Origin of the sequence: Ureibacillus chungkukjangi (genome assembly GCF_044795995.1) — a bacterium.
GTDB lineage: Bacteria > Bacillota > Bacilli > Bacillales_A > Planococcaceae > Ureibacillus > Ureibacillus chungkukjangi.
In genome coordinates, this window is record NZ_CP085009.1 from 3868717 (window position 1) to 3885383 (window position 16667).

Consider the following 16667-nt stretch of genomic DNA (forward strand, 5'->3'; position numbering starts at 1 on the left):
AATTTTCGAAAATTCCGTGAAAAAGAGAGTAGCCATATGAAAAGCAAAGCGAGTTAGGGATGGTGGGAGCCTAATCTGGAAGTATTGGCGAAACGCACTTTGGAGAAGTTTCTTGAACACAGTTCGTAGAGAATACCGGGGAAGACACCTCGTTAACAACGAAAAAAGCGGCTACATTATATTGTAGCAACTAGAGTGGTACCACGGGAATCTAAGCTCTCGTCTCTTTATATAGAGACGAGGGCTTTTTATATTTTAAGGAGGTTATGGTGGTGAAAACAAAGCTTGCAGGGATTATTTCATTAGCTTTAGAAGAAAGTTATTCTACCCAGGAAATTGAAGGCCTACTAGAGACACCAAAGCATACGGGTTTAGGCGATTTGGCATTCCCTTGCTTTACCTTAGCGAAAGCATATAAAAAGTCACCTACATTAATTGCTGAAGAATTAGCTACGAAAATTCACGGGAAATTTATCAAAGAAGTAAGAGTTGAAAATGCTTATATCAATGTCTTTTTCAATCAATTACAATTTGCAAAAGAAGTTATTCATAACGTCTTAGTACACAAAAATCAATATGGGGGAAAACCAAAAAATGGGCAAATGGTTGTTTTAGATTTTTCCTCTCCTAATATTGCAAAGCCGTTTTCAATGGGGCATCTTCGCTCCACTGTTATTGGAAACGCCCTTGCCAATATTTCTGAAAAACAAGGATATGAAGCAACCCGCATCAATCATTTAGGTGACTGGGGAACACAATTTGGAAAGCTGATTGTAGCCTATCAATTATGGGGAAACAAAGAGGCTATCGAGCAAAATCCCATTGAAGAGCTATTTAAAATTTATGTAAAATTCCATGATGAGGCTGTGCACAATGAAGCATTAAATAATCAAGCACGCCTGACCTTTAAAGCTCTAGAAGAAGGTAATGATGAAATGCTTTCCTTATGGAAGTGGTTCCGTTTGGCATCGTTAAAGGAATTCGAGCAAATCTATAACATGCTTGGGGTATCATTTGACTCCTTCAGTGGTGAAGCCTTTTATAACGATAAAATGGAATTCGTTGTTGAAGAGCTAACTGAAAAAGAATTACTTGAAGAGTCTGATGGTGCAATGGTTGTCCAACTAGAAAACATGCCTCCTTGTTTGATAACAAAGAAGGATGGGGCTACTTTATATGCAACAAGAGACTTGGCTGCTGCTCTTTATCGTCATAAAATGTATCAGCCCGCAAAACTATTTTATATAGTCGGCAATGAACAGTCCCTTCATTTTAAACAGCTATTTGCTATTCTTAAAAAAATGGGCTATGCCTTTGCGGAGAACTGCGAACACATCCCCTTTGGCATGATGCTAAAGGACGGCAAGAAAATGTCTACTCGTAAACGAAAAGTGGTCTTGCTTGCCGACGTTTTGAAGGAAACGATTGAAGCTGCCAAGAATAATATTGAAGTGAAGAATCCTGGCCTTTTAAATAAAGCCGCAGTTGCAAATGAAGTTGGTATTGGTGCCGTAATCTTCAATGATCTTAAAAATGACCGTATGAATGACATTGAGTTTTCAATAGAAAAAATGGTTACCTTTGAAGGTGAAACAGGTCCTTATATTCAATATACAAATGCCCGTATTCATACACTTTTAGCTAAGGGAGAATTTACTTTATCTGATAGTTACCTGCATTACCTAGATACAGAAGCGTGGGAAATTATAAAGCTACTCGAATCCTTCCCTAATGTCGTGGAAAATGCGTTTTCTCAGGCTAGCCCGGCAATCATTGCAAAATATAGTTTGTCATTAGCAAGAAGCTTCAATAAATATTATGCCAATACGAAATTCTTAACAGGCGAAAGCTTAGAAAAGGACAGATTAAAGGTCGCCTATGCTGTCTCAATTGTTTTAGAAGAAAGCTTACGATTATTAGGCATCAAAGCACCTAAGGAAATGTAAAAGTAAATAGCCGATTCAATATGCGTTTAATTGAACCGGCTTTTAGTCAATATTACATTGTTGCTGAGTTGGCTGCTGCGGATTGGTCTGCCTTTACACAGTCTATTGCCACAACTAGAGCAATAATGATTGTCTCCATCTCTTCGTTAATGATTTGAACCTTATAGCTATCGCCCCATGTAAACCACTCCTTGCTAACACTTCCGACTACTTCTCCATGCTGCAATACCTGAAAATTCATATCCCACCAGTTGCCCTTTACCTCAATTCCAGCTGCTTCAATGGTATAGCGTGGCTTAAAAAAAGAAAATTCCTTCTTAATCGTTACGGCCTCTTTGCCATTCACCTCAACAAAAAACTTAGGCAAAAAGCTGAACATCTTTTTTGTAATAAGTGCTACTTCATCTCTTGCTGTATTCATAATAGAGAACGTTTTCGGAAGCTTCATAAAGCTCCCTTCCACATAATAAACATCCTTCTCCTGCTGATCCTTTACGGTGAATTTTCCACTTAAACTAAAAACCTTTTGCTTTATATACAAGTGTTTCATTCAAGCACCTCCTTAGATTTATAATATGCTACGTTCTTTTTAACCAATTTCAATATAACAAAATTAACCAATTTATGTATATACATACTCACATTAAATAAGCATGCTAGGATGAAAAACCTAACACGCCCATAATACTGTATTTCCTACCAAAACACCCAAAAAGCTAAGCAGATAATCCCCACCCATACTAAAGAAGCAATTACCCCTACTCGAAATAACTCCCTCTCAGTAAAGTACCCATAGGAATAGCTAATTAAATGTACAGGTGATTGAGTGATAAAAAAGAAGCCAGGTATTCCTGCAAGAAAGACCGCTTTTGCCAGCAGTAATGCTGAAACTCCACTCAAAGTATCACCCAAGGTAAAAGCAAGAGGTAGCATAATGGCCAAAAACCCAAGTACATTAACAAACATAATTCTAAGTAACGAGGTTATTAAAACCAAGATTAGCACAATCACAAATGGAGATTGTGAATCTATCAAGACGTTTAAATATTTTGACAGCCAATTAATGGTCCCCGTGTCAATAAGCATTCCTGATACCATCAAAGTCGAGGCAAAAAAGAGGATAATATCCCAATTCACTGATTTCTTTGCTTGATTCCATTCCCAAATTCCTATACCCGGAAGCATTGTTAAACAGGCACCCAACAAGCCGATCAATGGAATCGAATAGCCATGAATATCTTGAGTCATCCATAAAAGAAGCGTAAAACCGATTATCCAGAGCATTTTCTTTTCATTACGACTCATTTTACCGAGTTTATGAATCTCTTCTTCTATAAGTGTTAGTAAATATTCTCTATTAATTGCTTCAGGAGGATACATGAACAAAAAGAGGATCCATAGGAAAATAGCAAAAATGATAATAGGTACCCCAAAAATGTAAATCCAATTTAAAAAATGGATTGTCGTCCCATGCTGCGCAAAAAGACTATAAGCGTAAATCGTTGAACTTGCGCCAGTTGCTATGAAAGCTCCTGCAATTGGTACGAGATATGTAATGCCTATAAAAAGTGATTTTGCTAGATTTTTAGCATTTTGAATCGCCCCTAAGCTTTTGATTAAACTATCTAGAACAGAAGATATTAAGCTTGCCTTTCCCACATTGGAGGGGACCAAAATGGAGATGACAAAAACTGATGCAAAAGAGATCGGCAAAAGTGTTCTGCTAGCACCACGAGATAGTTTTAAAATCGACAAGGACATTCTATTTGCGAGCCCCGTATCAATTAAGGCATTTGATAGAATGAAGGTTGAAAAGAGCAGCCAAACCACATCGGAGCCTAAATATGTTAATGTCTCCTCGTAGGAAAAAAAGTGAAATGAAAATAATAGTATTACCAGGAGCGAACTATAAGCTAAAGGAAACACCTTACCTACCCATAGAATTTGAATAATCATAAGTGCTGCAATAGCTTGAATCTTGATATTCATTTCCCATGGAATAATGAAAAAAATCAGATATAGTACTATCACTATGAACAATAAAGCTCTCTTTTGCATGTGAAAAGACTCCCTTTAAAGCAGGAAAGTCTACCTTTTTTCATTGGTAGACTTTGTTCCTATATTATTTTAGCTAGCAATGGTATGATCATTTTTCTTTTTCTTAAACAGCTTTATTAACAAAGGATAGAATAATGACAATACTGTTAAAATTATTAATACTACTGTAATCCATGATGAGAAGAAGATGCTAAAGCTTCCATTAGATGACGTAAGCGCCATACGGAAATTCTGCTCCATATCTGTCCCTACAATTAAAGCTAATACAAGTGGAGCAATTGGGAAATCCATTACCTTCATCAACAGCCCAATAACACCAAATAGTAATAATAGATAGAAATCGACCGTACTGTAACTTAATGTATACGTACCGATAAAGGCTAACATAATGATTAAAGGATAAAGTACCTTAGCAGGTGTTTTTAAAACCTTCACAAGTAGACCAACTAGAAGTACATTAATAATAACTAAAGCAATATTGCCTATAAACATACTATTAATAAGTCCCCATACCATTACTGGGTCATTTTCAAACAGCATTGGTCCTGGTCTTACACCTAACATGATTAGTGCACCAAGCATAACTGCTGTCGTCCCCGATCCTGGAATACCCATTGTTAAAAGAGGAATCATTGCCCCTACTGAGGCTGCGTTATTGGCTGATTCAGGAGCAGCTAGCCCTTCTACAGCTCCTTTACCGAATTCCTCTGGCTTTTTGGAGATCTGCTTTTCGGTAGAATAACTAATCATTGAAGCAATGGAGCCGCCAGCACCAGGAAGTACGCCAATGATAAAGCCTAATGGGGCACTACGAAGCATTGGCCATTTCGATCTTTTCCATTGCTCCTTTGTGAACCATATTTTTCCCATACTGTCGCCACCATCTTTTGGACCCTTCTTTTCCTTATTAATGGTTAAGAAGTTATAAAATACTTCACCCACTGCATAAACCCCAATAATTACAATTAGAAAGTCAATCCCTTCGCTTAAATGGGGAACACCCATCGTAAAGCGATGGATACCTGTTTGTGGATCAATGCCAATCGTACTTAGTAGGAGCCCTATACTCATAGCAATAAAGCCTTTTATCATTTTGCCAATTGACAATGAAACGATAGCTGAAAGTGTTAATAGCATCAATAAAAAATACTCTGCTGGACCAAATTTTAGTGCAAAGCTTGCTAATGGTTTTGCCAAGAATACAAAACCAATAGTTGCCAATACCCCTCCGATAAAGGAAGCGACTGCCGAAATGGCCATTGCTTGTCCGGCTTGCCCCTTCTTGGCCATTGGATACCCATCAAATGTTGCGGCAATCGCCGAACCATCTCCTGGTGTATTTAACAAAATTGAGCTTCTTGAACCCCCATACATCGCACCATAATATATCGCAGCCATTAAAATAATCGCACTGGTTGGATCCATTCCGAATGTCACCGGGATAAGGACTGCAACTGCCGTCGCTGGTCCTAATCCTGGAAGCATTCCGACCACCGTTCCTAAAAAGCCACCTAGAACAATCCATAAGATATTAATAGGCTGGATAGCGGTCAAAAATCCCTCTAAAAAACCTTCCATGTTATTTCCCCCTGTTCTACGGTAAACTTACGCCTAGCAGTTGACTAAATCCATACCATGTGATGAATGAGAAACCAGCTGTAACAGCGATATTAACAAGCCACTTTTTTCTTCCATTCAAATAAAACAGAAGTAATCCCAGGAAGAGTATAGTAGATATTAAGAAGCCTACTGTCTCAAAAATCAAAGAATAAATTATACCTAAAATAATTGTCACTCCGATACGAGCGAGCGTTTTTTTGTCAAACAAATCTTTAATTTTCTCATAGCTTCCATCCATCGTTTTTAATTCATTGAACAGGTAAATTAAACTTAATATAAGCATGAGAACACTTAGCCCGATTGGAAAATATAATGGACCATTTGGATTCCCAAGATTGGCTTTGGGAATCGCAAAAGAGCTAATTAAAAAGGTTACACTTATCAAAATCATTAAAACTGGCATTCCGACTTTGACTATTTTCATCTTAATCGCTCCTTTATTGAATTAATCCAGACTTATCTATTAAATCCTTATACAGCTTTTCTTGTTCATCCATAAACTGTTTTGTTTCACTACTATTTTGATAGAATGTGTCCCAATCATTGTTTTCAAGCAGGGTTGCCCATTCCTCTGACTCTACCATTTCGCCTAATTTCTCATCCCAATACTGAATTTCAGCTTCTGTCATATTAGGTGGCCCCATAATACCGCGCCAGTGAGGGAATACCATGTCTAACCCTTCCTCTTGTAGAGTTGGTACATCCTCCAACTCTTCTAATCTCTCTTCAGATGAAACCGATAAAATTTTCAGCTTTCCTGCAAGGTGTTGTTCCTTTACTTCTGATAAAGAGGTTGTAACAACATCTACATGGTTACCTAAAAGTGCTGTAACAACATCTCCACCTCCGCCATCATATACAAGGAAGTTCAAATCTTTTGCATTAACGCCCTTCATGCCAGTTGCTTGAACAAAGGCTAAGTGATCATCGTTCCCTAATCCTGGTCCGACACCAATTTTAATTGACTTTGGATCCTTTTTAATTTGTTCAAATAAGTCATTTACACTTTCATAAGGTGAATCAACAGAAACAGCAATTGCCTGCCACTCAGTAGCTAAAGTCGCTAAAGGTGTAAAATCCTTATGTGTCAGTTTACTTTGACCAAGTAAGTTATTTGTTAAGACTAAACTTGAATTAACAGCTAGGTAATGGCTATCCTTTGTGCTTAAATAGCTCCATCCTACTTCTCCGCCTCCACCAGGCTTATTGATAACGTTGATATTATTTGCTACTAACTCATTGTCCTTTAGAATTTTTTGCACAGAGCGAGCTGTTAAATCCCAGCCTCCCCCTGGTGATGCTGGAGCCACAATTTCAATATTTTTACTCGGGTACTCTCCATCCCCTGAAGACCCATTTGATGCTGAACAAGCTGTTAAAAATACAACAGCCAATAACAAAATCCCCCATTTTTTCAACATTTCCACTCCCCTTATGGTGTTTAATTGAGTTAATCATAATTTTTCTGAAATTGAATGTAAACGTTTTCTAAAATATGTTTATTTAAAATTTTAAGAAAATTAAGTTCATATTGTTCACATGTTAAAGCATTCACAAATTAAAAAAGAAAAGGCGCTATGCGCGCCCTTCCTTTAATAGCTCGTTATAAAAATAATTTCTTTCTGGTCGCCCTACTACCCCATATACTTGTTCTACATAGGCTTGTTTGATACTAACCAAATATTCAAGATATCGTCTGGCAGTTGTTCTTGACGCCCCCATCTTATCCCCGACTTTATCAGCCGTTAAGCCAGTTTTTTCGGTTTTAAGGATATTGCTTACCTTCTCTAACGTTAAGTAATCAATTCCAGCAGGAAAATCAATTTTTTGTTGCGCCTTTTTCTTATCATCCATCGCAAAAAAATGATCAATAATATCTTGGTTTATCTCTGTAATTGAATTTAGTAGATGGCGATTCTCTTTATATTTTTCTATAGTTTTTATGAAGACTTCTAATGTAACTGGTTTAATCAAATAATGCTCAACACCAAATTTTAATGCTTTATTTAAGAACTCCTTTTCCCTGGCAGCGGTGATTAGAATAACATCCAAGGTAGGGTAATTTTCCCTTATCTCACTTAAAAGATCAATCCCCAATTGATCGGGCATATAAATATCCATTAACAATAAATCGACAGTATGATTATTAAGTAGTTCCATTGTTTCCTTTGCATTCAGTGATTTTCCTATTACATTGAAACCCTTAATATGAGACAAAAACTCCTCATGTATTTGAGCAATACGAAAATCATCCTCTGCTATTACAACATTGATTAGATCCACTTGCTTTCCCTCCCCTTAGGAAACCTTTGGCAAATATACTGTAAAAACAGTCCCTTTACTAGCTTCACTGCTATATTCAATTATTCCATTCAGTGATTCTACTTCTATTTTCACATTAAACAATCCATATCCTCGATTTTTTCCTTTTGAGGATAAACCCCTTTGAAATAGTTGATGTTCAATATCTTTATTGATCCCTGGTCCACTATCAGATACTTCAAAAATAATCTCATTTCCAATATCCGTTACAAAAAAGCTTACTTTTTTCTCCTGGGTATCTTTAACAGCCTCGAAGGCATTATTAATGAGATTTCCTAAGATAATAATAAGAGAAGATAAAGTAATCTCTTGTGGGATATGGGCTAATGAGCTTTCACTTTCGATAGCAAAGTCAATTTTCTTTTCAGACGCTTGTGCAATTTTCCCAAGTAATATAGCCTGTACTCTTTCATCATTTATTTTTGTAAAAATCAAATCTTCTTCAATTGTATAAATATGTGTTTCACTTTTAATATATTCAATTGCCTGCTCTTTTTTATCGAGCTGTAGAAGACCAAGTATGGCATACAGTTTATTAGTAAACTCATGTGATTGAGCCCTCAAGTCGTCCGAATATTGCTTTACCTCAGAAAGTGCGTCAACCATATGCTTTACCTCTGTACGATCTCGAAAGCTAGCAACAATTCCTATGTTTCTATCGCCCTCAATAATCGGCTGTGTATTAATAATCATCGTTTTTTCATTAGATTGAATTTCAACGTTCATTTGTTTTTCACTATTTTTAAGGATGCTTAATAATTCCTCGGATTTAAAGACATTCGATACAAGCTTTCCTTCTGAATGCTCCTCTACATCAAGTAAATATCGTGCAGATGCATTCATCATCGTTATTGCTCCTTGTTCATCTATAGCAAGGATTCCCTCTTTTACAGATTGAAGAATAGCATTTCTCTCTCGGAACATTGCTGCAATTTCATAAGGCTCAAGGTTTAATGTGTCTTTTCGGATACTGCTAGCAAGCATGTAGCTCCCAATCACCCCCATGATTAAGATTAAAATAGACACCTTGAGGATTTTCTTTACATCGTTCCAAATCTCTTTATCTAGTGTACTCAAATCATAAAGTACAACCACTGCACCTTCTACCTTATTGTAATTTCCATAATCTATCGATATAGGTGCAATTGCCTTTAAAACCTCTTTATTGCTTTCAGTGGTTCTAATAACATAATAACTGCCAAAAGTAAGCGCTTTATTTGCATCCTCACTCTTAAGCTTCCCATATAATTTATTGCCATCTGTTGAAGCAAAAATCGAACCATCTCGATTTTGAATAAAAACCGTTATAGGTTCAATTTGAGTGGTAATCTGATTGATCAAAACGCCGAGCTCTTCATGATTGCTATTGGTATTATAGTAGTCATGCAGTGAAGGTGTATACGATAGCGTTTTGGCAGTTTGTAAGGATAGCTCTTCTACCTTCACAATATCATCTCTATATTTCATATAGATAAACATCAAGGACAATGACCCAATAATAAAGGCAATTAGTAGAATAACTAAGCCTAATATTTTAACTTTTAACGAAACCCTCATTTTTCTTTTCATATCATTCTCCGTTTACGAAACAATGCTGAAATGTTTACTCTATTATAACAATGAATATTCAGAATACTACAGTAGTTTTTAAGCATTTCCTTTTTCCATATACTCTTTAAATGCCCTCACAACTGAAAGATCCATAGAGCGTTCGTTAAAAATTAGCCATGTATTTCTAATTAGCGTTTCCTCGTTTAAGGACAATTCATAGGTATGCAAACTGTCATAGCCATTAAGACAAATTTCCGGTAAAAATGCATAGCCCAATCCATTTAGCACCATTTCCCGGCATGTATCAATCAGGTCTACCTCCATCGTAATTCTAGGGGGATGGTCAAAGGATTCCTTCCACCAGCCGTCAATTACATTTTTTAAGGATAAATCTGTATTGTAATTTATTCTCGTCATATACGGTAATTGATCTATATCAATCTTACTTTTGGACACAAGATAAATCTTCTCCTCGCCAAGCAAGATTTTCGAGCCCTTCCAATCATAGACGTCACGAACAATACCAATATTCGCTTCCTCTTTATTAATCATTTGTATAACCTCGTAGCTAAAGCCGGACTTCAAATTGATATCCACTTCCGGATATTGTTTTATAAACTCAGCTAAAATAGCTGGTAATTTGTATCTAGCGAAGGTTTGTGATACACCTAACCTTAATGTCCCTTTAATTTTGCCATGGAGGTTCGCAAGATGGTCCTTCATCTCATTCATCTGATATAGCATACTCGTGGCATATTGGACCAAATATTCTCCTTCTATTGTAAAATCGACACCTCTCTTTCTTCTTGATAAAATCTTTACTCCTAATTGCTCCTCCAGCTGCTGTATTCGATAGGTTAGAGATGGCTGAGATATATATAGTTGCTCGGCCGCTTTTGTAATATTTCTCTCCTTATAAATCGTTTGCAGAATAAGCCAGTCCTTTTCATCCATGTAGTCATCCCTCACCTTTTTAGTTATAGAAATTTTTTATCGATGATTATCAATTTTCCATATTTTATCTATTTATTATTTTTCATTATACTGGTTGTAAGAATATTGTAAACATTATGGAGTGGGGGAATTGGACATGTCAAAGATATATTCATATGATGTTGTCGTTGTAGGTGCAGGTAATGCGGCTTTATGTGCTGCTATTTCTGCAAAGGAAAATGGGGCTAGTGTGCTGGTACTTGAAAAGGGACCCGAGCAAAAAAGTGGGGGCAACTCTTATTTCACAGATGGGGCAATCCGCTTTGCTTACAATGAATTAAAGGATATTAGACGAATTATGCCTGCCCTTGCAGATGAAGAAGCTGATTTACTCGTAATGCCGGAATACAGCACTTCTGATTATTATAATGATCTGATGCGTGTAACGGATGGACAAAGCCAGCCAGATTTAGCCAATCAATTAGTTTTGAAATCCTATGAAACAATCGTTTGGATGCGCGAGCATGGCGTTGAATTTGAACTTAACTACGATAACCAATCCTTTAAACAAGACGGAAAAATTCACTTTTGGGGTGGTCTTCCAGTAAAAACAAAGGAAAAAGGCATTGGTTTAATGAAGCAATTATTCGCACGCGCGAAGGAGCTTGGTATAGATGTATGGTATGAATCACAAGCAACAAAGCTTGAAACGAAGAATAACCAAATAACTGGAGTAATCGTTTCGCAACAAGACGCTGAGACACTTGTGAATACAAAAAGTATCGTATTAGCATGTGGAAGCTTTGAAGCAAACAAGGAATTGCGTTCAAAATATATGGGCTCTGAATGGGAAGCGGCTATTGTAAGAGGTACAGAGTATAACACTGGAGACGGTATTAAAATGGCTCTTGAAATTGGCGCCCAAAAGTTCGGGGAGTGGGATGGCTGCCATTCAATCGGCACAGATTATAATGCTCCTAAGGTTGGCGACTTTAAGAAGCCTGGCGACATCTTTAAAAAGCATTCCTATCCTTTAGGCATTATGCTAAACAAGGACGGAAGCCGTTTTGTAGATGAAGGTGCAGATTTTAGAAATTATACGTATGCAAAATACGGACGTGAAATTTTAAAGCAGCCTGATCATGTAGCCTTCCAAATCTTTGATGCGCAGGTTCGTCCACTTCTTCGAAAAGAATATAATTTAGAAGAGGCAACTTTCTATCAAGCAGATACACTTGAAGGGTTAGTTGAACAATTACCTGTGAACAAGGAGCAGTTCCTTCAAACCATTCAAGACTATAACAATGCAGTACAAGACGGAGACTATAACCCTTCTGTCAAGGATGCAAAAGGGACGGAGGGAATCACGCCACCAAAAACGAACTGGGCTATGAAAATTGAAAAAGGTCCATATTACGCTTTCCCGGTAACTTGCGGTATTACATTCGCATTCGGCGGCCTTCATGTCAATCCAAATGGTGAAGTCTTAAATGCAGCTGAAGAACCAATTAAAGGGCTATTTGCTGCAGGTGAAATGGTTGGCGGTATTTTCTATAAAAACTATCCAGGGGGTTCTGGTCTCATGTCAGGAGCAGTGTTTGGAAAAGTTTCTGGCTCCCAGGCAGCAAAATATGCCGATGCCCATGAAAATGCAACAATAAATTAATAGTTAGTTTTGAAGTTGAAAAAATCCGCATTGTAGCTTTCACAATGCGGATTTCTTGTTTACTTATTCATTTTATTAAGGAAATCGCCTAGAAGACTGTCTAAATCTAACTCTTCCTCGTCGTCCTGGTTCTCCTCAGTATCTACAACTTGGTGATGTGTTGCACTTTCCCATTCAAAGGCATCTAAATCATCTGTTATTTCTGAATCACTACCAGCAGCTGTTTCTTCAATGGCTTGGACATAGTTATCCACTTGGGAAACCTCAGACTCCATTCCCGGCAACTGTGTATTTGTTAATTCCTCTTGCAAATACAATGCTTCATTTATATCCAATGCATTGCTATTTAGAGATGCAAGCAAGGATGTTGCACGAACTGGGTCCATTAATAGCTGGTATACAATCGTTCCCAACAGAGCCTCCGAATGCTCATGCTTTAGCCAATCTCGCTGTGATTTACTCAGCTTATGAGGTAGAGGAATGTTGATTGTTTCCCTTTCCTTTGTAAAAGATTGACCTACTCCTTGCAAGACAAACTCAGCCATCTTGCTCGAAAAATTCCTTCTTTCTGATTCCTTTAGCTTCTGTAAATGCTTTAAAAGATGATCAGGCGTATCTGAAGGAATACGAAATGAAATGGCTTGTCCTCTCTTAATCTCATTCGCCCGCGCACTCATATCATCACCCTAATTTTTCACAGGTTCTTGAGCTTGCTTTGGTTTTTCTGACTTTCTGATAAAGTCATTGATTAGTTTATAATAAGCATTGGCCATCATCCAAATACTTTCTTTTTCATCTTCAAAGAAATCGATATTATAGCCATCTAAATTATTATTTAATGTCTTAATATAATCCTTTAAGACATTTGCTCCACCACCAACAAAGTAGCAGATCTCTGTTTGTGAATTCTTTTGCCATATATTACGTAGTAAGCGATATTGTTTTTTAGCTAATTCAAGTAGGATACGGTCCGTAATATCATGAACACTTGTGCGACTTCCTTTAACCATGATATGATTGCGATCATTTTTTCTTGTGATAATCTCAACCACATCACGACGGCTGTCTAATTCAATGCCATGTCTTGAACGGATTTCCTCTCTGATAGCCTCTAGAGATTCGGATACTCCTAGATTGAAGCCTTGTGCCTTATCATCATCAACATTCCGGTTCTTAATAACAGCGATATCTGTCGATAGCCCACCGATATCCTGAATGATAATGCGTTTATCGATTAAATCCTTATTAATAATTTTAAGCTGATTATCCATTACAAGATTAATATAAGCAGCAAAGCCTTCCGGGTAAATCTTTACTTCATTAAATTTAATATTTACTTTTAAGCCCTGGTATTTTGGCGTAACAAGGAACTCGACTTGGTGGACAGAACCAACTAGTTTTGAACGGTAGCCTGCATCCTTTCCTTCCTTAACTTCACGTAGGGGAAGGCCTGTACCAAGCGTATAATTTGCATCTATTACATTTTTCACTCGTGGAAATGCATTTGAATTGTTTTCATTTACAGCGTCTAACGCTAATGTAGCAAATAGCATAATCAGTGTTTGATCTTCTTCTGATTTTGAACTGCCTGGATCAAGTTCAGTTGCATTGCTACTTTTTGTTGCTAAATTACCTACTCGGTAAATTGCATTATTATCCTTTAATGCAGGAGAGTGCACCTTGATATGAATTCCATCTAGTGGATTTTTATTATCTAATTCTTCAATTCCAATAACAGGGCGATCCTCTGTATCCCTAGCCACGATATTAGGAATATTTAATTCGTACTCTACTTCACCAAAGATTGCCTTAATCGAGTCATTACCAACATCTACAGCTGCTGTTCTAGAGTTAATCATATTAATCATTCCTTTTCTCTTTAATTTGTATGGTTTCTTAAAGGATAATTTTGTAAACTATTATGCCTACTTAAAGAGTATAGGAAATTACAAGAATATTCAATTAGAATTAACCAAAAGTAATATAAACGTAAACTTTTTGTAAACATTGGCGCTTTGTATACAATTATGTAAACTTTGGTAACAAATACGTTTACATCCTTATAAATCAATATGTATACAGCTTTGTTTACATGTATACATATTTGTACACATTTTGTTTACACTTTGTATACTTGCAAACTATTTGTTTACAGTGATTTATATTAGATAAATATGGTAAAATTTATATATTAGTTCCCCTTCCTTTGAAGGCATCTTACTATAGAGGAGTTTGAGATATATGGTAGAGAAAATTTCTGTAGGATTGAAAAAGATTGAAATTATGGATGACTATATTGATACGCAAGATGTAACTACGAGTTCTGAGATTTGTAGCATTGTCAATTCTGTTTTCGGCTTTGATTTAGAAACGAAGCCTATTCTATCTAAAGAATTCTTAGAATCTGGGGAGCTTCCTCTATCAAATAGCCCTGCAAAATATGCTATTGATTTAGGAATTGCAAAGCACGGAGGAAACATATCAGGAGCAGAGATTCGTCAGCTTATCAATGGCATTTTCGGCATTAACTTAGATGCTATCTCCTCCTTAGATGGCTCAAGAATCTCCCTATTTTCTAAGGAACAGTGGATAATGCAACAAAAAAATGATTTATTTGTTGTTCATACGGGATTTGCAGACGTAGATGTGAAAATTTTCCCTACAGACTACTTCATCGAACAAACAGGCTTAACTACCCTTCCAGATGAACTGCAGCAGGAATTAACAAAGCTTGGATTCTCTTATGACGAAAATATTGGAAGCTTCTATTACTCAAACCCTACTGGTGAAGCTATTCAAGATTCCTTTAAGGGACAAACAATAGGCTCCGTTTTAAAGGTTATTCAAAATTCTTATCAAAATATATAAAAAGTATAGGGCAGCTGCCCTATACTTTTTATTTTAGGATTTATTATTTACCAAAGGATGAAAGGAACTTAACTCGATCTCCCATAGGCGGTGTATTGTTATCAACTAAGGCTACCTCTAGAACTGCTGGTCCATTAGCTCCCATTAATTCGTTGATGATATCTTGGTTAACATCCTCTAACTTATTAACTCTGAAGCTTGGAATATTCATGGCAGCAGCCATTGCACTAATGTTGATTGGTTCTTGTTCAAATGTTGGATGCGTTCTTTTGAATTGTAGTGCATGACCGTGATATACCATTCCTAGTCGGGCATTATTCATTACGACAAATAAGATTGGTAGATTATATTCTTTAGCCGTTGCAATCTCCATACCATGCATAAAGAAACAGCCATCCCCTGTTACACATACAACAGGTCGTTCTGGTTCAGCAAGTATAGAACCAACTGCAGTTCCAATTCCACTTCCCATTGCACCAAAGTGAACATTGATATCAAATGTATCAGATTCTAATACCTTCATATGATGAATTATATAAGACATAAATTCACCGATATCGATTGTATATCTAGTAGAAGCTGGTACATATTTTTGGATATTTAGAAGAACATTTTTCGTATTATATTCCTCAGTAGGCTCTTCTTTTGCTTCGGTTTTTTCAATCACATACTTAGAGCTTTCTTTAGTTAAACCTAAAGTTCTTAATTCTTCTATTAGAAATACTAAGCTTAGATTGATATCACCTAGTACAGGCATATCAATTTTGTATTTTCTATTAAATACAGATTGGTCAAAGTCCATTTGCACAGAGAAACGATTTCCTACAAGATTGGTATTATAATTGTTTGTTGCTGTCTCTCCTAAGCTAGAGCCAACAATCAATAATGCTTCACCGTCACCTTCATTTAATAGGTTTGAAGCAGTCTCATGCCCAGCAAAACCATAGACACCGACTAAAAGTGGATGATCCTCAGGAATATACCCTTTTGCTTGTGGCGTTGTAACAATCGGCCAGTTCAGTAATTCCGCTAACTCAACTAATTGCTCAACAGAGTTTCTTACTCCCTGCCCTACAAAAATATAGCCTAACTCTCTTTTCATAAGCTCTTTCGCTACGTTTTTAATTGTATCAAGCTCAGGAATAAGCGGCTCTCTTTTTGCTGGAGCAGGTAATTCAACATTCTCTACATTCTCGTGTTGTACATCAATTGGAATAGCAATGTGTACAGGACCCGGAACACCAGAAATAGCAATTTCAGTAGCTTTTACGATTTCTTTAAGTACATCCTTTGAATTATTAATAGTTACACTATATTTCGTAACAGATTTAAAAAGTGGTTCTACATCTAATTCTTGTGATGCATTCAAGCCTACCGTATTTACAGGTACAGCACCTGTTATAAATAGAACAGGTAAATGCTCCCTCATAGCATTGGCTGCACCTGTCACTAGATTAGTAGATCCAGGACCGCTACAACCGATACTTACACTCAAACGATTTGTATATTTTGCATAGGCAGCAGCCATATAAGAAGCCGCACCCTCATGCTTTGCTATGATTGGTGTTATTTCAGGCATATCATAAAGCTCATTAAAAATGGCATTTACAGAGCCTGCCGGAATACCAAATATATGTTTAATTTCTCTTGCCTTTAAATATTCTAATACAACACGAGCTGCTTTCATGTTCATTCTCCTTTGT

General features: G+C 36.8%; 14 protein-coding genes and 1 other annotated feature. Of the genes, 3 read left to right on the top strand and 11 right to left on the bottom strand.

The annotated features are described in order from the left end of the window. Positions 1–7: 7 nt before the first annotated feature. Positions 8–230: a binding site (T-box leader), on the top strand. Positions 231–266: 36 nt separating this feature from the next. Next, complete coding sequence (gene argS, locus LG296_RS19110) at positions 267–1946, top strand: arginine--tRNA ligase (RefSeq protein WP_404427257.1); 1680 nt, start codon at positions 267–269, stop codon at positions 1944–1946. A 52-nt stretch (positions 1947–1998) separates the two neighbouring features. On the opposite strand, the gene LG296_RS19115 is transcribed toward argS, so the two are convergent. The 8 genes from LG296_RS19115 to LG296_RS19150 form a co-directional block, all read right to left on the bottom strand. Further along, a complete protein-coding gene (locus LG296_RS19115) occupies positions 1999–2496 on the bottom strand; it encodes an LURP-one-related/scramblase family protein (RefSeq protein WP_107932161.1) in 498 nt (165 codons plus the stop codon). A 146-nt stretch (positions 2497–2642) separates the two neighbouring features. Next, positions 2643–4004 (bottom strand): SLC13 family permease, encoded by a 1362-nt coding sequence (locus LG296_RS19120; RefSeq protein WP_107932159.1) that lies wholly within the window; start codon positions 4002–4004, stop codon positions 2643–2645. Between the two features lie 69 nt (positions 4005–4073). After that, the gene (locus tag LG296_RS19125) at positions 4074–5582 is read right to left on the bottom strand and encodes a tripartite tricarboxylate transporter permease (protein ID WP_107932157.1); all 1509 of its coding nucleotides are present in this window, start codon (positions 5580–5582) and stop codon (positions 4074–4076) included. 16 nt (positions 5583–5598) lie between these two features. Continuing rightward, complete coding sequence (locus LG296_RS19130; protein ID WP_107932155.1) at positions 5599–6048, bottom strand: tripartite tricarboxylate transporter TctB family protein; 450 nt, start codon at positions 6046–6048, stop codon at positions 5599–5601. A 13-nt stretch (positions 6049–6061) separates the two neighbouring features. Continuing rightward, a complete protein-coding gene (locus tag LG296_RS19135) occupies positions 6062–7042 on the bottom strand; it encodes a tripartite tricarboxylate transporter substrate binding protein (protein WP_107932406.1) in 981 nt (326 codons plus the stop codon). A 157-nt stretch (positions 7043–7199) separates the two neighbouring features. Then, a complete protein-coding gene (locus tag LG296_RS19140) occupies positions 7200–7907 on the bottom strand; it encodes a response regulator (protein WP_107932153.1) in 708 nt (235 codons plus the stop codon). A gap of 15 nt (positions 7908–7922) precedes the next feature. Continuing rightward, a complete protein-coding gene (locus LG296_RS19145) occupies positions 7923–9515 on the bottom strand; it encodes a sensor histidine kinase (RefSeq protein WP_107932151.1) in 1593 nt (530 codons plus the stop codon). Positions 9516–9593: 78 nt separating this feature from the next. Next, a complete protein-coding gene (locus tag LG296_RS19150; RefSeq protein WP_107932149.1) occupies positions 9594–10451 on the bottom strand; it encodes a LysR family transcriptional regulator in 858 nt (285 codons plus the stop codon). A 136-nt stretch (positions 10452–10587) separates the two neighbouring features. Between LG296_RS19150 and tcuA the strand changes: the two genes are divergently transcribed. Then, positions 10588–12096, top strand: a complete 1509-nt coding sequence (gene tcuA / locus LG296_RS19155; RefSeq protein WP_181417956.1) for an FAD-dependent tricarballylate dehydrogenase TcuA — start codon at positions 10588–10590, stop codon at positions 12094–12096. Positions 12097–12155: 59 nt separating this feature from the next. Here the strand turns inward: tcuA and LG296_RS19160 are convergent, their stop codons facing one another. Both LG296_RS19160 and LG296_RS19165 read right to left on the bottom strand, forming a co-directional pair. Further along, a complete protein-coding gene (locus tag LG296_RS19160) occupies positions 12156–12773 on the bottom strand; it encodes a hypothetical protein (protein WP_107932147.1) in 618 nt (205 codons plus the stop codon). Between the two features lie 9 nt (positions 12774–12782). Further along, positions 12783–13955, bottom strand: coding sequence for a ParM/StbA family protein (locus LG296_RS19165; protein WP_107932401.1), 1173 nt, complete (start codon positions 13953–13955; stop codon positions 12783–12785). A gap of 382 nt (positions 13956–14337) precedes the next feature. Between LG296_RS19165 and LG296_RS19170 the strand changes: the two genes are divergently transcribed. Continuing rightward, the gene (locus LG296_RS19170) at positions 14338–14964 is read left to right on the top strand and encodes a hypothetical protein (protein ID WP_107932145.1); all 627 of its coding nucleotides are present in this window, start codon (positions 14338–14340) and stop codon (positions 14962–14964) included. 43 nt (positions 14965–15007) lie between these two features. Here the strand turns inward: LG296_RS19170 and LG296_RS19175 are convergent, their stop codons facing one another. Beyond that, complete coding sequence (locus LG296_RS19175) at positions 15008–16651, bottom strand: thiamine pyrophosphate-binding protein (RefSeq protein ID WP_181417955.1); 1644 nt, start codon at positions 16649–16651, stop codon at positions 15008–15010. Between the last annotated feature and the right edge of the window lie 16 nt (positions 16652–16667).